The organism is Rosenbergiella collisarenosi, from assembly GCF_018494085.1.
In the GTDB taxonomy this organism is placed as follows: Bacteria; Pseudomonadota; Gammaproteobacteria; order Enterobacterales; family Enterobacteriaceae; genus Rosenbergiella; species Rosenbergiella collisarenosi.
Genome location: NZ_JABBFP010000002.1, coordinates 271,527 through 288,899, shown reverse-complemented (window position 1 = coordinate 288,899; position 17,373 = coordinate 271,527). Strand labels below are relative to the sequence as shown.

The window sequence follows — 17,373 nt, the reverse complement described above, 5'->3', positions numbered from 1 at the left end:
TCGCTACATCGCTGCCGCAAGACGCGATGGGCTTTCCTGCCAACACAGGGTGCCGCGAGCGGCCTTCGCATCATAATCGATATGAGCAATACCCGCCGTGGCAAACATCAAGGGGCACTGTTCTGGACAAAGCGCAGAAACCAGATAACCAACTAATGGAAGATGGGAGATCACCATCACCGCTTCCACTCCCTCGCTGGCCAACCCTTGTAGATAATCGCTCACCGCCTGCGCATCCCCTGCAGGAGTCAGCATGTCGAGGGTCTCAACCCTACCACTCTGTACTACGTTATTAGAAAAAGAGGTGAAGGTTTGCTGTGCGCGTAGGAAAGGACTGACTAATGTTAGGTCAAAGTGAGATTGTCGACCAGCTAACCAGCGCGACATTTGTTGGGTTTCTTCTATGCCACAATGCGTCAACGGACGTTGCGCATCGCTTGCCGCTTCGAGAGCTGCGTCACCATGACGCATTATATAAACATGCATAAAGCACCGTTGCTGAGAGGAAAATGGGTTCACCGCTCGTGATAGTCCGCGTGTGAACCTGCTTTTTTACCCTAGGGCATGAAGACAGTCAAGCTTGTGGCGAGACATTAGTTAGCAACCTACTGTAAATAAGAATAAAAAATATACGAAATAAATTCTCTCTTCGCAGCAAAAGGTCTTGCCAGAGCAACCCATCCGCTTAAAAACTTTATTTTTCTTACTCTGTTTTACGCAAATCCCTTACGCTGCGCTCGCTCTAGATAACCTCAGAGTATTACACCCACCCGTCATTGTTGTGCTTGACCGAGGGAGGGGCTGAAGTCAGCGCGACCTAACCGCTCTCAGGTCATGACTGCGCTGATCGCTCTCCCTTGGACTGGGCACTTTTAGTCGGTAAGGCTTAGTCATGCAAGAGATTAAAAAAGGGTTCATGTTTACCATGAACCCTTACCGTCGAAGACGCTTAGTTAGCGCGCTGAGCGAATAGCGTCAGGCGTCGATTATTGCGAATCGATATCTTTCAAATCGTTTTGTATCGCCTGGGCATTCGGGTTATCTTCAGGCTTCAATTTCCCGCCATTCGCTAAGAAATCGTAACGCTGGAAGTACGCATTACGAATAAAGGAATAAGGATCGCTTTGCTGATGCAAAATACCGTCGGAATCGAGGAGCTGCGCACGCGTTTCAACGCCTTCTAGCACCCATTTACCGGCAGAGAACCAAATAGTCAACCAGCTCAGCGGCGCATAAAGGTTATCGACGTAATCGCCACCGTCTTGACGAACCGTAAAGCTACCATAACCCGGTAGCTCGACGTACGGACCATAACCTACCCCGTAATGCCCCAAGGTACTGCCGAAGCCGTGAGAATGTTCACGTGCAAGCTGAGGGTTCGCTTTTCCTGCAACATCGATTAACCCCCCTAGACCGAGCGTCGAGTTCAAGAAGAACCGGGTAAAGTGAATGGCCGCCCGCTCGACATCCCCTTCCAGTAAGTAGTTGACCATTGAGGAAGGTTCGTCCAGGTTACCGAGGACGTTACTAATCCCTGTGCGCGCCGGTACGGGCACATAGTCACGCCATGCCACCGCAACTGGGCGCACAATGTAGGGATCCAGTACATCATAGTTGAAATTAAACATCGTGCGGTTAAACCCTTGCAGAGGGTCGCTACGCTGTGACGTCTGCTGAGTTTCATCAGGTTTTGAACTCGCACATCCTGCTAAAACAAGTGCGGCTAAACTCAATGCCGTTAGCCGGTAAGACATGTTTTTTGCCATGTTTTGTACCATTATTATTTATGGTTCTTGCTGATCTATGATGACAGACAGTGACTGTTTACCGGTAAAGTGAGCCACTGAATTCAAGCCAAACCAGTCATTGTGTTGCGGTTTAGCACTACCATCCCGTGAAATACGCGCTCTAACTTGTAACTGATGCTGAGCGGAAAGTAGCCGCTCGGGCACCATCGCATTGCTGTCATCCAGCACTAAATTCAATGGAAAATGGCTCAGGGGAACCCGCTTTACCGCCACGGGTACAGGTGAGACACCATCAGTTACAGAAATATACAATACACCATTTTGGGGTAACATTCTTTTAGCAGAAGTGCTTAAATCAATATTTACGCTCAATTGGCTGGTTTGTAGGCCGGCATTCGTTTTCGCCTGCTCTATCCCCTTCTCGACCGCATCACGCTGTGCAGAACCCGGTGTTAAGTGAGGAAGTAGCTGTTGCCAGTAGCGAATCGCCTCCGGGTATTTCTGTTGCGCATAAAAATCGGCCGCTAATAGGGTAAGTAGTCGCGTGTCCTGCGGTTGTCGTCCTAGCATATCTTGCAGCATAAGCTGTGCTTGACGGTTATCTTGCGGGTCTGGAGAACGAACTAATACCTCTGCATAATCGCTTTTCAAACCGGGGTCATTCGGCGCGAGGCGCAACGCTCTTTCGAAGGATTGGCTCGCGAGCTGAATATTATTCAGTACCATGCCTAACCGCCCTAACATGGCCCAATCTTGTACATTATCTGGGTTATCTTGTAGAGAGGCGCGTAATCCTAACGAGAATTGCTGCAATTCTGCCATGCTCAAATGTTCGGCCTGTGGATCCATTAACCGTTCACGCAGCTGTGGATAATCCTGTTCAACTTGGCTCAGTTCCATTTGTTGCATGATACCGCCGGTTTTCAGGTACATTCCCACCGTTACCAGGATCACCACGAGGATAATGGGGAGCATCACCCAGCGTCTACCGACGACGACGGTTCTTTGCTGCTGCTCCGGTACATCGGCGAGGAGTGAGTGCTGCAGTTCAGTCACCAACTCAGCTTTTTCGGTAACGATCCCCTGCGCATCGTCTTCGTCAATTTCGCGCAGACGCTGTTGATAAAACAAAGTATTAAGCTGATCACGTAGTTGTGTATAGTCACGGGGTTTACGGCTTAAGGCGATACCAATCCATAGGCTGACCACCACAAGCATCCCAAGCAAAATTAACCCTAAATGTCCCATTATTTTTGCTCCTTATCGGCCATGACCTTTGCTAAACGTTGTTGCTCTTCACTCGACAGCATCGCTGTTGTAGGTTGGCGGTTGGCTCGTAGAAAAATAACAATGCCTCCCCCGATCACAAACAGCAGTGGCCCTAACCATAAGATAAGAGTTGAGGGCGTTACCGGCGGCTCGTAGGTCACAAAGTTACCGTAACGCGCCACCATATAATCGATGATCTGCTGGCGCGACTGTCCTTGGGACATCAACTGGTAGACTTTCTCTCGCATATCCGCGGCAATCATCGCCGAAGAATCGGCGATACTATTGTTCTGACACTTTGGACAACGCAAAGACTGCGTTAAGTCACGGTATTGCTCTTCTTGCTCAACCGAGGAAAAGTGGTAAGTATCGATCGCCGCCCACACCGAGGTGCTAAGCAGAAGACCACAGATAAACATCAGGCATTGTCTTAACATTAGTGCTGTTCCTGCTGCGAATACTTATCCCAGAGCGGTTTGAGCTCTTGCTGCCACACCCGTTGATTAATATCGCCCGCATGGCGGTAACGGATTATCCCTTGCCCATCGACCAGAAAAGTCTCCGGCGCCCCATAGACACCGAGGTCGAGGCCGAGCATTCCATCACCGTCAAATAGGCTAAGCGAATAAGGATTCCCCAAGGTATTTAACCAATTAATAGCCTTAGTTCTATCGTCTTTATAGTTTAAGCCAACGACGCGAACGCCCTGCTCTGCCAGCTGGTTAAGATACTGATGTTCGGCCCGGCAGGTTGGACACCAGGTTGCCCAGACATTGAGCAGCAGCGGCTTACCATCGATTAGCATCTTTTGGTCAAACCGTTTTCCCGGCTCGAACAGCGATTCGAGCCGAAAGGTGGGGATGGGTTTACCGATTAACGCAGATTCTAGGCGAGTGGGATCATCGCCCTCGGCGTTACGATTTAACTGCCATAGCAAGGCGGCGGCCAGCAACAGGAAAAGCACTAACGGGATAAAAAGGATTTTTTTATTCACGATGTTTCTCCTCGTGCCTGCGCTTTTTTCGCTGAGCGATAACGAGGATCAGCGATACAGAAAATGCCACCGATGGCCATAAATACGCCGCCGAACCAGATCCAGCGTACGAAAGGTTTATAGTAGATACGTACCGCCCAAGAGCCATCATCCAGCTCCTCGCCCAATGCAGCATAGAGATCACGCGTGACGCCTCCACTAATCGCGGCCTCGGTCATCATGGTGCGAGCTGCCGTATAAAAACGCTTCTCGGCATAGAGCACTGCCTCGTCTTTCCCTTGGCGCGTCACATCAATAATACCAGACCCGCCACTGTAGTTAGGGCCCTGCAGCGGTTTTACGCCGCGGAAAGTAAATTGATAGTCATGAATCGATACGCTATCCCCCGCTTTCATCCTAACGTCACGCTCAACGCTATATTGGGTGCTAAACGCAATACCAATGACCGTTACTGCCACACCAAGATGCCCGAGCACCATCCCCCAATGACTACGGGAAAGTTTCGTCAGACCTTGCCAGAAACGGTGGCGATGAGTTGCTCGTTCATGTAATTCCAGAATGGTCAGAATAATCACCCACACTGACATCAACAGCCCGACGACCGTCATTCCCTGAATACGATCCTGTAGCCACCAAGGGATAACGATGGCGGCCACTAAGGTCGCCGCCATCGCGATGACTAGACGCTTAACCAATTTTTGCGGTTCATCTCGCCGCCAGCGTACCAGCGGCCCGATACCTAAGAACAGGGCGAAGGGTGCCATCAACCAACTAAACATGGTATTGAAGAACGGCTCACCGATCGAGATACTGCCTAAACCTAGTTGCTTGTGAACTAAAGGGAGTAAGGTGCCTAATAACACGACTAACATCGCGGCAATCAGTAGAACGTTATTCCCCAGTAAGAACGATTCCCGCGACCATAGCTGGTTATCGATACGGCTACGGACTTTGCCACCCTTCAGTGCATAGAGTAATAGCGAGCTACCGATCACTATCACTAGAAAAATCAGGATAAACAGACCGCGCGTCGGGTCGGAAGCGAAGGAGTGCACTGAGACCAATACCCCGGACCGGACTAAGAACGTCCCCAATAAACTCAAGGAAAACGCCGTGATCGCGAGTAATACTGTCCACGATTTAAACGTACCCCGTTTTTCTGTAACCGCCAGTGAGTGAATTAGCGCGGTACCGGCAAGCCATGGCATTAACGAAGCATTTTCGACCGGATCCCAGAACCACCAGCCCCCCCAGCCTAACTCGTAATAGGCCCACGCTGAGCCGAGCACAATACCGATGGTTAAGAATACCCACGCGGCCGTCGTCCAAGGGCGCGACCACCTTGCCCACGCGGTATCAAGACGCCCTGTCATCAGTGAGGCAATCGCGAAGGCGAAGGCAACAGAAAATCCGACATAGCCCATATACAGTAAAGGAGGATGGAAGATTAACCCGATATCTTGCAGCATCGGGTTAAGGTCGCTGCCATCGACAGGAAAATTAGGGAGTGTTCGGATAAACGGATTCGAGGTCAAGGTTAGAAAAAGCAGGAAGCCGAGATTAATCATCCCCATCACGGCAAGCACGCGTGCCACCGAATCTAACGGCATTTTACGGCTCAAACAGGCAACCGCGAAAGTCCACCCGCTTAGCATCAGCAACCAAAGCAGTAAAGAGCCTTCATGGGCGCCCCAGGTGGCTGCAATACGATACCAGACCGGCAGTAATGTATTCGAGTTCTCGACCACATAAGCGACGGTAAAATCATTTTCAACAAATGCGTTCACTAGGATAAGGAAAGCGGCCACGATACACAGAAAGAGTGCGTAGCTCAGTGGCCTTGCCAACGACATTAAACGCAGATTCAGCGTCCTTGCCCCCCATAGCGGACAGAGACTAAGGACGAGAGCGAGGCCAGTGGCCAGACATAACAGAAAACTTCCAATCTCGGGCATCATGAGTCGCTACCCACCTTCGTCACTCCGGCTTGCTGGTGATTTTTCTTCATGGCATCCTCAATTTCCGGTGGTGTATATTTCTCATCGTGTTTCGCTAACACTTGCTGTGCAGTAATCAACCGGTTGGACGTGAGCACTCCTTGCGCGACCACCCCCTGCCCTTCCCGGAACAAGTCCGGCAAGATCCCAACATAGCTAACGGATACGACACCATTGGCGTCATACAGTTTGAAACTCACCGCTAAGGTCGTCGGATCGCGTTTGACACTGCCAGGCATCACCATTCCCCCGACACGCAGACGCTGTCCAGGCTCAGGGATTTGATGGTCTTCGCCCTTACCATTGATGATTTCGCTGGGAGTATAAAAAAGATCGATATTTGAGCGCAGTGCGTACATGACGAGCGCAGTGGCGATCCCCAGTCCTACGACAATCGCTAATACGGTGATAAGCCTCTTACGGCGGCGAAGGTTCATGCGCGCTCTCCTGGAGTCTGTTTACGTTTCTTCGCCGCGAGGATACGCCGCTCTCGGTCTTGTTTTAGCGCTATTGTCTGCAATAGCCGCTGACGCTGATATAAGGTATGGGCGACCATCGCCCCCATAATCAATACGGCGATACCCACCGATAGCCAGACATAAAACGCATAGCCCCCCATCGCAAAAAATTGCGACCATGAATTAAAAGCGGGTGTCATGATGATTTCTCCTTGTTGGCTATCTCACGCGCCCAAGGTCTATGCTGCTCAGTGAGTAATAATAAATTGCGCAGTCGAGCTAAGGTCAGCGTAATGAAGAAGAGGAGATAGCCCAGGATCGACCAGCGCAAAGGCGTGCGCATTGCAGGAGCGATCGCTTGTTGCAATAGTCCAGAAGAGCCTTGGTGTAAGGTATTCCACCATTGAACCGAGTAGTGGATGATCGGTAAATTAACGACACCAACAAGGATTAAAATACTCGCGGCACGCCCTGCTGCACGGCGATCATCAAAGGCGTGGTAGAGCGCGATAATCCCCATGTAAATGAAGAGTAGAATAAGCTCTGAAGTAAGTCGCGCATCCCAAATCCACCACGTGCCCCACATAGGTTTCCCCCACGCGGAACCGGTAATGAGTGCTATTAGCGTAAACGCAGCGCCTATCGGAGCCATTGCTCTAGCGACCAAGTCAGACATTTTCATCTGCCAGACTAATCCAGTGAAGGCGCTTACAGCCATCGCAGCATAAATACCCATCGACCACATGGCTGCCGGAACGTGCAGATACATGATGCGATAACTCTCACCCTGCTGATAGTCTGGGGGCGCAAACACAAAGCCCCAGCCCCAGCCTAATGCTAGGCTTATCAGTGCTGACACACCGAACCAAGGCAGGCATTGGCTACAGAGTCGATATAATCGATCCGGTTTTGCCAAGAGATGTAACCATTTCCACATAACAATGCTCGCTTTTATAATTTTATATTTTTTACTGCAAACTGACACGTAATGCTGCAGCGATCGCAAACGGAGCAAGTACCACGCTGACCACTAACATCGCGGCAAGAATGGCCAAATACCCCGTGATCGCAAGTCCCTGGCTGGCCGCATCGACGGCACTGCTCGCAAATATCAGAATAGGGATGGCTAAAGGTAATACGAGTAGGCTTAACAATACGCCGCCGCGACGTAATCCTACCGTTAGCGCAACGCCGATTGCACCGAGAAAACTAAAGGTCAACGTCCCGAACAATAAGGTGAGTACCAGCCCCCACCAGCCATTAAAATTCAACGATAGAAACAACGAGGCCAAGGGCGAGAGAATGATGAGTGGCAAGCCACTGGTTAACCAATGGGCAAATACTTTAATCAATGCCACGCTAGGTAATGAGGTGGGAAGTAATAATAGTTGCTCTAGCGAGCCATCCAGATAATCATCGCGGAACATTTTTTCAAGCCCGAGCAGCGAAGCCAGTAACGCCGCAACCCAAACAATGCCCGGCGCTATCCGTGCGAGCAAATTACTCTCGGGACCGATTCCTAACGGGAACAGCGTAATGATAATCAAAAAAAACCATAGTGGATTAATGATATCGGCACGATGACGAAACGCTATTTTTAATTCTCGGCGTAGCAGTTGTAACATTATACCGTTTCCTCACTAAGCCGTAATCTTCTCAGTGACGGCATCGAGGACGGTAAGTCTTGATGGGTTGTCAGCACTATCATCCCCTGCTGAGCAAGGTGGTCGGTAAATTTTTTAACCAGTGTACTTACCCCCCATTTGTCGATAGCGGTCAGCGGCTCATCGAGGATCCACAGAGTCGCTTGGCTCAACCACAAGCGGGCCAAGGCGACGCGTCGCTGCTGGCCTGCTGAAAAATTCGCGACAGGGATTTCTTCATATCCGGCCAGATCTACTTCTTCTAACGCACGATAGATCGCTTCTCGGGATGCCTTCGGGTGGTAGAAGTGGAGGTTTTCGTAGGCGGTCAGTACCTGTTTAATTCCCGGCTGATGAGCTAGGTACAACATTTCCTGATGCCAGAGTTCCCGTTGCTCAGTAATCGACTGGTCACGCCAAGAAATGAGGCCTTCCTCGGGCCGGCTTAAGCCGGTCACTAGCCGTAGAAGCGTGGTTTTTCCTGCGCCATTTTCTCCCTCGATCTGCATGATCTCGCCTGCAGAAAGCGTAAACGTTAAGTCTTTGAACAAGACACGTTCATCGCGAAAACAGCTGATATTGAGGGCTTGTAGCATGGTTAAATGGCTGGTTGGCAGTAAGAATAGACAAAACTATACCATAAGCCGCTACATTGCCGAATCTTGTTTCACTACAAATGTTACAAAAAGGTTTAATTACGCGGAATTATTGTCGATAAATACAGCAAATGTAAAGTTTTGTTACTCAATCTCATACAATATTAAATTCTTTTCATATCGATTTTGCACCGGACGCTGAATAGCACTAAACTCATCGTTAATTGCCAGGATTCATGCAGGCGAGTTATTTGATGGAATAGGTATGTAAGGCTAGGCAAAAACAGCTTTGCCCTGGTCATTATCTTATTCCAATAAAATTTGTTAGAGTGCTAACTAATTCACATCCTTCATTAGGATCATCAATGCTTACGACCATCATCTATAGAAGTCATATCGGTAAAAATACTTCAGAACCCGAAGTAGAAAAATTTATTGAAAAGGCTAACCAGCGTAATGCTAACGCGGAAGTAACGGGCATTTTACTATTTGATGGTGAGCATTTTTTACAGTTACTCGAAGGCCCTGAAGATAACGTCGAAAAGATTTATCGCATAATTTGCGATGATAATCGTCACTTCTCGTTAACTGAGCTATTGCGTGATTATTCTGTCGAACGCCATTTCGGTAATGCCGGCATGGAGCTTTTCGATCTGCGTAACTACGATAAATCAGCAGTACTCGATGCCGTATTAGAGCGTGCCACGTCAAAGTTTAAACTGACTTACGACGATCGTACTCTACAGTTCCTCAAAACCTTTATTGAATGTGATAACAAAGACAGCTATCTCGAATTAACGGAAAGTGAGACGTGGCAATTCGAGTCTTACCAGCAGCCTTCTTTAGCAGCAGAATGTCCTGAAGATGAGCCTTATACTTTTGGCTTCCAACCGATCATCGACCCGTCGTCTCGTAAAGTCCTGAGCTATGAGGCAAAGATGCGCGCACCCGACGGACAATCCCCACTGAAGTTCTTCGCGAGCTTGCAGCGTGACGAGATCTATCAGGTCGATTTGGCATCGAAGCGAACGGCTCTGTGTATGGCAAAAGCCTTACAGTTACAAGATTCTACCTTGGTCCTGCGACTACTGCCGATGACTTTGGTTAAAAATCCTGACGCCGTAACGTTTCTCCTAGAGTCCATTAACGAAAACGGCTTCGTTCCACAACAGATCGTGATTTCCATCTCAGAAGATAGCGTCGTTAACGAGGATGAGGCCTTTACTGCCGAGGTGATGAAGCTAAAACGATCCGGTATCCGACTGGCGATTGATAATTTCGGTGCGGGAATGGCTGGCTTACTCTTGCTCACCCGAGTCCAACCCGAAGTTGTGATGATAGACGGCGATATGTTGCGCGACGTTCATAAGAATGGACCTAAGCAAGCGATCAACCAGTCCATCATTAAGATTTGCAGTTCTCTGGAAATCCAAGTCGTCGCGTCCGGTATCACTCAAGCCGAAGAGTGGTCGTGGCTGCGCTTAGCGGGTGTTAAGGCCTTCCAAGGCAACTTATTTGCTGACGTTATCCCACGTAAATTACCCGCCATACAATGGCCAGTGAAATCCTAAACTCAGGAAAACGCACATGCCCCTTCTACCTGGAAGGGGTCTACACTCTTATCAGTTCAAGACGTATTATTATCTAAAACGCTTCGCTCACGGTAATTTAACGTCTAAAAAAATCATAACGAATACCGCCATTAATACGCTAACCCAGTATAACCAAAACCATAGCAGACCGAGGTTATTGTTGTGTTGACGTTTAAAAATATAAACCGGCAGTAGAAAATACCACCACCAATGTGGGACAAACGCATGATGGGCCTTGAGGAATTTTCGATCATTAATAAAACTCCAAACTGTCATGACTGAGAAGATGATGGGCGAATACATCGGCGCGACAACCATAAGTGCAATATAAATAATATTAATCCAAACAGTGAGAAATTGAAAATTACTATTATTCAATAAATCTGAACTGTTCGTTCTATTATAAGCAGACACCATAAAATTTCCTTCTAATAAAAAAATTCACATCAATTAGCCAACTCCCCTCTACAATTTAACTTTTTACGATGATTATTCTTCATCCCATCATCATCAGTGGCGGGATAAATATTACTAGACGGTGATAATACAGTTAACACCCTCTATAACACTCGTAATAACGATATATTGTTAAGATATTCTAGGGCAGTCTAACGGATAAATTCCGTTCTAATTTGCGCCAAGCACACGTAGATGTTCATGATCTTGATCAATGAGTTCTGCTTATTACGGGGGGGTAATTTATGGTTTCCAACGATTGAAATTATATAAATCGATGCTGTAAGAATTAATTAGAAATGAGATATTTAATAGGCGATGGTTAAGGTAAAAGTACATTGACACGATCCACAGTATTGAACAAAGCGTCTTACCGAAAAAAACCGGTAAGACGAAAAAAACAGTTTGAATATTATTCTCTTAGTAGAGCGCTCCAACTATTATTGCAGTGGTGAAGAGGATCGATAATCAAATATAATTTAGCATAGTTCTTCGGGCTGCTTATCGACGTCATATCACTCCTGAGGGATATTCGTTACCCTTAAGGTGCCTCTATAACAATCGCAACTCGTCTATTCAGTGCTCGTCCTTGTGCGGTCTTATTACTCGCTATCGGTTTAGACATCCCGTAGCCATTTACCGTAACATGACTCGCATCATAGCCTGTGCTGCTTTCCCATATCTGCGCGACACTTTTTGCACGCCGATAGGAAAGCTTCTGGTTATAATCAGCCTTACCGTAGTTGTCAGTGTGACCATTAATTGCTACGTGCGAAATACCGACTCGTTTTAAATTATTAGCGATAGTAGTAATTTTTTGATGACTTCCCGGTGTGAGTTTATATTGCTCAGTTCCGAACAAAATTTTATCGTTAAGCCCCAATTCCCAATGAGTTCCTAAGTACTGAAATCCTTGTTGGTGTAAGGCCTTTTTTTGCGCCGTATTAAATTTACCCTCAGTTTGGCATCCGGATAATAATAATGTCAAGGCGAGAGAAAAAACCATCAATATAAATCGCATGTCATTTACCTTTCCGTTTTTTTGTTCAGATACATGTGAGAATCTGCTCTCAATAGTATGTCGCTTACTTCTTCATCCTTATTTGCCATGGTGAAACCTATTGTCAACGAGAAGGAAATTGAATGGCCGTCTACAATTTCAATAGGAGTTCTAAATCTCTCATGTAGAACCGAGATAAATGTCCGGACCTGATGGTCGCTCTCCATATTAGAAAGAATCATTGCGAACTCATCTCCGCCCAAGCGTGCGACGCAATCCTCCTCTTTCACCAAGGATTTTAATCTATTACTTACCTCTTGTAGCACTCTATCGCCAGCCGCATGGCCCCACGTGTCATTAATTTTCTTAAACTTATTTCCATCCATAAATAAGATATAAAAAGAAGAACAAGGACCATTATCACTTAACATAAACTGCAACTGGTTAATGAATGCTGCACGATTATCAAGACCGGTTAGCGAATCCTGATAAGCTTTAATGGCCAATGTTTTATTTTCATAGACGAGATCGCCATTTAGTCTTTCGATCTCGTTGATGAGACTATTAACATTATCTGAGAAATGCTGAAACTCCTTCAATGAATTATCCGGTAAACGTTTCGTAAAATCCTTAGTATGAATAACGTGATTAATCTTTGTAGTGATTTGGTTCATCGCCACCAAGATCTTTCTATACATGATAGAGCTTAATATGAAAGAAAATATAAATATCAATATCATTCCAATCGTTAGAATTAATACTGAGTAAAGTATAAAGTTAAATAGATAACTATCATTACCCACAATAAATAACCAACCTACCACTTGCTTATCGTGAAAAATCCCTATTTTCTTTTTATTTGGGTAGAGCCAACTATGAAGATAACACCAAATGTACGATGTCTGTTGGCGATGTTCCCAACGAGCGATAACATGGCCATCTTTTGCATACAGTACTGCTGATTCAAACATTTTCTGCTGACCCAAAGCGTTAATTTTACGATTAGCATTATAGCTATCGTCAAAGACAGTTGCTGCGGTTAAACTACTACTCAAACTGGTTGAAAGCAGATCCATATTACGCTGTTCGTAGTCTTTTATAAAATAGATTGCCGTGGAAAATAACAACACCCAGCATGCAAAGAGATTGAGCAGTGAATTGAGCAAGCTCACTTTTCTAATTTTTTTTCTTATTGAATTTTTCTTTTTCTTTTTCAGACGAAGCATTTTACTCATCCCCATCTTTGGATAATAATAGGACATCTGAGTTTACTCTAACGCCTGAGCGAGAAAGAGAATCTAAGTTAACCGAAAATTTAAATACTTGTTGACGCCGCTTAAGACAAAAAGAAGCGCCTGCAACACAATCGGGATTATTTTCGCTAATCGTAAGGACATTTTTACCTGTAAGAGAATTGATAATATCATTCTGTTCTTTAACCGATTCTCGCCCAAAATAAATTGCATCACATCCAGCAGAAAGAAATTGGGTAGGATTACTGATAGCAACTACTTTATAGATGGGGTTACCCGCAGCCTCACCCATATTAAAATAGTTTATCTGCTGCGAGACGCAAAGCAAGGGTTGGCCTTCAACATTAGGCCAATGGGAGAAACTCAATATTCCCTCAACTATTTTATTGGTAGAGACTTGCACGTCCCCGTCTCCAGTCATCGACAAAGCAAAGTGGGATATAAAAATAGAGATAAAAATCAAAAATCTACTGGCCAATTTCATTGTTTTTCTCTTAATTAGCCATCAATGTTGTATCGTAACATTTTATCATTTAACCCTTACCGGTGCCATATCTTGATGCATTTCCTTATCCTCATACAGTATTCAATAATGAGGATACCCTAATATATTTTCCTTACGGCTTTGCAGAGAGTCTAATTATTTCGCTCTGCATTATTTCTCCAGAGGGTGAATGAAAGACTTTTATCACTCTATGAGTTTCTAATTTCTCCAGTTCGGTAACACTAATGTCGAAACTCTTAGCTAAGCATTCCTGATTAGGTATATTCTTCCTTGCCCTTCTCTCTTGACTAAAAAACAACTGGTTATACTTCGCCCACAAAATAAAGAGAAAAACATAAATAAGTGCAAATAATAAGTAGTTAAGCAGTGTTATCGCAGGCGAAGCCTCTAAGCGATATTGACCAGAAAACAACAACTGATATTCATGGAATATTAGATAAAGAAAACCTCCCCAAGCAATTAGAGTTAACAAACTATCTATTATTCTTATGGTGATACGTGGTTCGGTAATAATGATAGGCCGAGTATTCATTTTGTTGTCCTCTCTATTCCTCGATCTGAATGGCTCCATCGCGCACGACGTTGTTGTTTTTTTAACATTACCTTCGGGAAGGCCACCAGTGTGGTGAATAGGCTTAACATCCAATAGACAACGGGAAACCACACCACCCAAAATAGTGACTGAAATATTTTATTTTCATATCGATGCTCAATAATAATACTGACTAAAAACTGGAATAGACAGACTACCGCTAACGTAATTCCCGTGAAATGTGGGGGGAATAAGGTTTCGACGTGGAGATTAATCGGTAATGTCACAAACAACCCAACGATAAACAGTAAAACACTCATAGCATAGGAGAAAGCCCACAGGGTGGATAACATAAATTCCCCTAACAATACCCACATCCGTTTATGTTCAAAAGACCAAATATTTTTCATGTTTTTGACGAATACTTCGGCTCCGCCTTGCGCCCAGCGTAGTCGTTGTTTCCACAGCCCTTTAATTGTCTCAGGCATTAAAATCCAACAAATCGCTCGCGGTTCGAAGAAAATCGACCAGTGCTGTAGTTGAAGCTTCCAACTAATATCAATATCTTCCGTAATCATCTCAGGGCTCCAGTAACCCACCTCTTCCAATGCCGTCCGGCGAAAGGCGGTAATCACTCCAGAGACGGTAAATACATGCCCATAAATTCTCTGCGTTCGCTTAATCAATCCAATAATCGATGAAAACTCACCGACCTGTATCCGCCCCACCAGCGTTGAGCGCGTTCGAATCCTAGGATTACCGGTCACGGCGCCGACACGAGGATACTTAATTAATGGAGCGACCAAAAAAGCGGCCATATCAGGCTCCGGCAATGCATCGCCATCGATACACACTAAAAAATCACCCTTAGCCGCTGCGGCACCGGTACGTAATGCGATAGCCTTACCTTGGTTTTCAGCAAGATGAATCACTCGTAATGTCGGGTACTCTATCGCCAGCTCGGTTAAAATATCTCCGGTATTATCAGAGGAACCATCATTGATCGCGATAACTTCCAGATTGGTATAGCGTTGTTTTAATGCCGCCTCCACCGTTTCTCGTACGTTTGGACCCTCGTTATAACAAGGGATTAACATGGAGATCAGCGGAGAATCCGCGCCTTGATTATTACTAATATCCGGTGTTGTTGACCAATAGCGCTCGCGATGAAACCAAAAATAGATCCCACCGGCCATCCACAGAGCCGCCATAAACAACGGCCATAAAAACACGAAATTAAGCATAACTTCGCCCGTAAAGGTGGCCGCGAATCCCAATGGGAAACTCAAGACTAAACAAAGAATGGTAAAAGTGAGAATACGATCAGTCATGAGCAGGATACCAAGCCGATGAGAGGTAAGGACGAATAGAAGAAAGCGCCGGTTTATTCGTCAGAAAATTATCTGGGTAATAGCCGTAATTTCGTACACCAAGTAATTGCAGTGTTTCAATCCATTCAATCAACTGACGGTCACTGAGCGATTGCGCCATAGAGGGACGATGCCAATCGACACTCTGCAACTCGATGATAGTTTTATCGAGCCCCCCTGGTATTTGCTTGATGCGTTCCACCACTTGCTTGAGCCATCGGGCTTGTTCAGAAGCTGGGATATTTTCCATTTCAGGCATGGCCATGGGGACGGTCCAGCGGTAACTCCTTATAAATTGAGCGAGATTTTGTGCCGTCCACTGTTCACTTTCAGGATTAAGAACAGGCTGCGCGTAGATATTTCTCGCCGATTCGACGTGCGGTCCCCGTATTTCTCGGACGGCATGCATCAAATATTGCGTAAAGTCGATGAGTACTTGGCTTTTATAAGTGCTCCAGCGAGATAATACGGCTGGTGATTGACGGATGGCGCTGATCGATGCCGGAAAGCCAGCCTCTTTATACGCTTGTAGTGCTTGGGGACTGCTATCTTCGAAATCGGTTAGTACGGCATCATCATGAAATAAAATACCGTTTAAGGAGGCATTCGCCGCAAGATCTTGGTAGATCTCCGTAATCTGTTGCCGAGCTTCAGGGCTCCAGGGTGAGAGACGCTTGTATGCTCCCTGTTCTGCAGTGTGTCCCTCCTCCCCTGCCACTCGAGGTAGATTTTTATCCAGATCAAAAGCAAGGACCGGCATCCAAGCGAAGACTTTTACATTCGCTCTATTTTGTAATTGCCAAGAGACGAAGTTAAATAAGTCTGCTCGAACGGGCAGATGGCGGTTCGGAAAATAGAGCGATTTAACTAAACCGTTGCCTTGCGGATCGGCAAATGCTTGTAAAAATACATGCGTCACCCGTAAATCGAAGACTCGCTGGATCAGCTGATCGATATTTTTCTGTTGTTGATGTGGATTGGGGTCATACACATAATCTAAATCAACGTGGATCATCCTGACTGCGGCTTGGTCGCCGGTCTGTGTGATATCCGTGACGAAGCTTTGCAAGGACGGGTTACCTGAAATGAGTACCCGTGGGAGTGTCATCAAGTTATCGGCATGGCCAAGCCCATCATTCAATGTAAAAGCCATGGTATAACCTTGTCGCTGAGCTAATGCTAAGCTGGTGCCATTCTCTGCACCATAGGGCCAGACAAGAACTCGCGGAGACTTCCCGATAACTTTCGTTAATTTATCGGTGATTTTTTTTATGTCGGTACTAATACGCTGCTCGAATTGCTTTGTATTCTCATAATGCTTCGTATTGGGATCGTAATAACGGCTCGTCATCGCCGGCTCTAGACTACCTTGCGGATTAGCGGAAATGCCAAAATGCGCATTCCAAGTATGAGAACCGATCTCGACCAGTCCTGAATCACTCACCTCTTTAACCATTTCCCAGGTTGCAAACTTTTCTCTAGCAGTAGGAAGTCCTCCGAAATCGATAGGTTTATGCGCAGGGCTATCGACCCAACTTCCTACGGGCGCCCATAGCGCTGGCCACTTCCATGCTTTGAGTAGCGGCCAGACACGCGTATAGAAACTGCTGTAGCCATCGTCAAAACTCAGTAATACGGCTTTAGACGGTAGCGTCCCCTTGTGTCGATGTGCGTCTAAAATTTGTTGTACGCTGACTGGCTGATAGCCATTGTCGCGAAGCCAATTCATCTGTTCAATGAGTGCGCTAGTGCGGACCGCAAGATAGCGCTGATCTGCCCCCCCATCTTCCACATCATGGTAAGCAATGGTGAGAAAACTATTCTTTGGCCAGGGTTGTTGCGACAGGGGGTGCCCGCGTTCAGAAGGGGGCGTAAATGGGACCGATGCAGCCGTAGCAAAGCGTGAGCTTACCAGTAACGTAAAGACCAGCCATAAGAGCCCGTTGATTAATTTTTTCAT

18 protein-coding genes are annotated in these 17,373 nt (G+C 46.3%); 1 reads left to right on the top strand and 17 read right to left on the bottom strand.

Annotated elements, in window-relative coordinates:
- Positions 1-3 precede the first annotated feature (3 nt).
- The 11 genes from sixA to ccmA form a co-directional block, all read right to left on the bottom strand.
- A complete protein-coding gene (sixA, locus tag HGT70_RS04220; protein ID WP_071430881.1) occupies positions 4-486 on the bottom strand; it encodes a phosphohistidine phosphatase SixA in 483 nt (160 codons plus the stop codon).
- A gap of 500 nt (positions 487-986) precedes the next feature.
- The gene (gene mlaA / locus HGT70_RS04215) at positions 987-1,754 is read right to left on the bottom strand and encodes a phospholipid-binding lipoprotein MlaA (protein WP_071435023.1); all 768 of its coding nucleotides are present in this window, start codon (positions 1,752-1,754) and stop codon (positions 987-989) included.
- 30 nt (positions 1,755-1,784) lie between these two features.
- Positions 1,785-2,996 carry a c-type cytochrome biogenesis protein CcmI gene (gene ccmI / locus HGT70_RS04210; RefSeq protein ID WP_071430884.1) on the bottom strand — a complete coding sequence of 404 codons (1,212 nt, stop codon included), beginning with the start codon at positions 2,994-2,996 and terminating at the stop codon, positions 1,785-1,787.
- Entirely contained in the window at positions 2,996-3,454 is a 459-nt protein-coding gene (locus HGT70_RS04205) for a cytochrome c-type biogenesis protein (protein WP_241569222.1), read from the bottom strand. The genes ccmI and HGT70_RS04205 overlap by 1 nt, the downstream gene beginning before the upstream one ends.
- The gene (locus HGT70_RS04200) at positions 3,454-4,011 is read right to left on the bottom strand and encodes a DsbE family thiol:disulfide interchange protein (RefSeq protein ID WP_071430887.1); all 558 of its coding nucleotides are present in this window, start codon (positions 4,009-4,011) and stop codon (positions 3,454-3,456) included. Before HGT70_RS04200 ends, HGT70_RS04205 begins: the two co-directional genes overlap by 1 nt.
- The gene (locus HGT70_RS04195; protein ID WP_214194990.1) at positions 4,008-5,969 is read right to left on the bottom strand and encodes a heme lyase CcmF/NrfE family subunit; all 1,962 of its coding nucleotides are present in this window, start codon (positions 5,967-5,969) and stop codon (positions 4,008-4,010) included. The genes HGT70_RS04200 and HGT70_RS04195 overlap by 4 nt, the downstream gene beginning before the upstream one ends.
- A complete protein-coding gene (gene ccmE, locus HGT70_RS04190; RefSeq protein ID WP_071430891.1) occupies positions 5,966-6,445 on the bottom strand; it encodes a cytochrome c maturation protein CcmE in 480 nt (159 codons plus the stop codon). Before ccmE ends, HGT70_RS04195 begins: the two co-directional genes overlap by 4 nt.
- Positions 6,442-6,666: a heme exporter protein CcmD gene (gene ccmD, locus HGT70_RS04185; RefSeq protein WP_214194989.1), complete on the bottom strand. Its 225-nt coding sequence runs from the start codon at positions 6,664-6,666 to the stop codon at positions 6,442-6,444. Before ccmD ends, ccmE begins: the two co-directional genes overlap by 4 nt.
- Complete coding sequence (locus tag HGT70_RS04180; RefSeq protein WP_071430895.1) at positions 6,663-7,403, bottom strand: heme ABC transporter permease; 741 nt, start codon at positions 7,401-7,403, stop codon at positions 6,663-6,665. Before HGT70_RS04180 ends, ccmD begins: the two co-directional genes overlap by 4 nt.
- Before the next feature lie 31 nt (positions 7,404-7,434).
- Entirely contained in the window at positions 7,435-8,091 is a 657-nt protein-coding gene (gene ccmB, locus HGT70_RS04175) for a heme exporter protein CcmB (RefSeq protein WP_244968820.1), read from the bottom strand.
- Positions 8,091-8,705 (bottom strand): cytochrome c biogenesis heme-transporting ATPase CcmA, encoded by a 615-nt coding sequence (ccmA, locus tag HGT70_RS04170; protein ID WP_071430898.1) that lies wholly within the window; start codon positions 8,703-8,705, stop codon positions 8,091-8,093. The genes ccmB and ccmA overlap by 1 nt, the downstream gene beginning before the upstream one ends.
- A 365-nt stretch (positions 8,706-9,070) precedes the next feature.
- On the opposite strand from ccmA, the gene HGT70_RS04165 reads away from it, so the two are divergent.
- Positions 9,071-10,276: a diguanylate phosphodiesterase gene (locus HGT70_RS04165; protein WP_071430900.1), complete on the top strand. Its 1,206-nt coding sequence runs from the start codon at positions 9,071-9,073 to the stop codon at positions 10,274-10,276.
- Positions 10,277-11,294: 1,018 nt separating this feature from the next.
- Here the strand turns inward: HGT70_RS04165 and yfiB are convergent.
- The 6 genes from yfiB to pgaB form a co-directional block, all read right to left on the bottom strand.
- Positions 11,295-11,774 carry an outer membrane lipoprotein YfiB gene (gene yfiB / locus HGT70_RS04160; RefSeq protein WP_241569219.1) on the bottom strand — a complete coding sequence of 160 codons (480 nt, stop codon included), beginning with the start codon at positions 11,772-11,774 and terminating at the stop codon, positions 11,295-11,297.
- 5 nt (positions 11,775-11,779) lie between these two features.
- Positions 11,780-12,979 (bottom strand): diguanylate cyclase DgcN/YfiN, encoded by a 1,200-nt coding sequence (gene dgcN, locus HGT70_RS04155; protein ID WP_214194988.1) that lies wholly within the window; start codon positions 12,977-12,979, stop codon positions 11,780-11,782.
- A gap of 1 nt (position 12,980) precedes the next feature.
- Complete coding sequence (yfiR, locus tag HGT70_RS04150; protein WP_214194987.1) at positions 12,981-13,490, bottom strand: regulatory sequestration protein YfiR; 510 nt, start codon at positions 13,488-13,490, stop codon at positions 12,981-12,983.
- A gap of 133 nt (positions 13,491-13,623) precedes the next feature.
- Positions 13,624-14,043: a poly-beta-1,6-N-acetyl-D-glucosamine biosynthesis protein PgaD gene (gene pgaD, locus HGT70_RS04145; protein ID WP_071430910.1), complete on the bottom strand. Its 420-nt coding sequence runs from the start codon at positions 14,041-14,043 to the stop codon at positions 13,624-13,626.
- The gene (gene pgaC, locus HGT70_RS04140) at positions 14,040-15,374 is read right to left on the bottom strand and encodes a poly-beta-1,6-N-acetyl-D-glucosamine synthase (protein ID WP_214194986.1); all 1,335 of its coding nucleotides are present in this window, start codon (positions 15,372-15,374) and stop codon (positions 14,040-14,042) included. Before pgaC ends, pgaD begins: the two co-directional genes overlap by 4 nt.
- A complete protein-coding gene (gene pgaB, locus HGT70_RS04135) occupies positions 15,367-17,373 on the bottom strand; it encodes a poly-beta-1,6-N-acetyl-D-glucosamine N-deacetylase PgaB (protein WP_214194985.1) in 2,007 nt (668 codons plus the stop codon). The genes pgaC and pgaB overlap by 8 nt, the downstream gene beginning before the upstream one ends.

Bases quoted from the DNA above. Each gene is read 5' to 3' on its own strand.
- sixA (WP_071430881.1), bottom strand. From the start codon at position 486: ATGCATGTTTATATAATGCGTCATGGTGACGCAGCTCTCGAAGCGGCA.
- mlaA (WP_071435023.1), bottom strand. From the start codon at position 1,754: ATGTCTTACCGGCTAACGGCATTGAGTTTAGCCGCACTTGTTTTAGCA.
- ccmI (WP_071430884.1), bottom strand. From the start codon at position 2,996: ATGGGACATTTAGGGTTAATTTTGCTTGGGATGCTTGTGGTGGTCAGC.
- HGT70_RS04205 (WP_241569222.1), bottom strand. From the start codon at position 3,454: ATGTTAAGACAATGCCTGATGTTTATCTGTGGTCTTCTGCTTAGCACC.
- HGT70_RS04195 (WP_214194990.1), bottom strand. From the start codon at position 5,969: ATGATGCCCGAGATTGGAAGTTTTCTGTTATGTCTGGCCACTGGCCTC.
- ccmE (WP_071430891.1), bottom strand. From the start codon at position 6,445: ATGAACCTTCGCCGCCGTAAGAGGCTTATCACCGTATTAGCGATTGTC.
- ccmD (WP_214194989.1), bottom strand. From the start codon at position 6,666: ATGACACCCGCTTTTAATTCATGGTCGCAATTTTTTGCGATGGGGGGC.
- HGT70_RS04180 (WP_071430895.1), bottom strand. From the start codon at position 7,403: ATGTGGAAATGGTTACATCTCTTGGCAAAACCGGATCGATTATATCGA.
- ccmB (WP_244968820.1), bottom strand. From the start codon at position 8,091: ATGTTACAACTGCTACGCCGAGAATTAAAAATAGCGTTTCGTCATCGT.
- ccmA (WP_071430898.1), bottom strand. From the start codon at position 8,705: ATGCTACAAGCCCTCAATATCAGCTGTTTTCGCGATGAACGTGTCTTG.
- HGT70_RS04165 (WP_071430900.1), top strand. From the start codon at position 9,071: ATGCTTACGACCATCATCTATAGAAGTCATATCGGTAAAAATACTTCA.
- yfiB (WP_241569219.1), bottom strand. From the start codon at position 11,774: ATGCGATTTATATTGATGGTTTTTTCTCTCGCCTTGACATTATTATTA.
- dgcN (WP_214194988.1), bottom strand. From the start codon at position 12,979: ATGCTTCGTCTGAAAAAGAAAAAGAAAAATTCAATAAGAAAAAAAATT.
- yfiR (WP_214194987.1), bottom strand. From the start codon at position 13,490: ATGAAATTGGCCAGTAGATTTTTGATTTTTATCTCTATTTTTATATCC.
- pgaD (WP_071430910.1), bottom strand. From the start codon at position 14,043: ATGAATACTCGGCCTATCATTATTACCGAACCACGTATCACCATAAGA.
- pgaC (WP_214194986.1), bottom strand. From the start codon at position 15,374: ATGACTGATCGTATTCTCACTTTTACCATTCTTTGTTTAGTCTTGAGT.
- pgaB (WP_214194985.1), bottom strand. From the start codon at position 17,373: ATGAAAAAATTAATCAACGGGCTCTTATGGCTGGTCTTTACGTTACTG.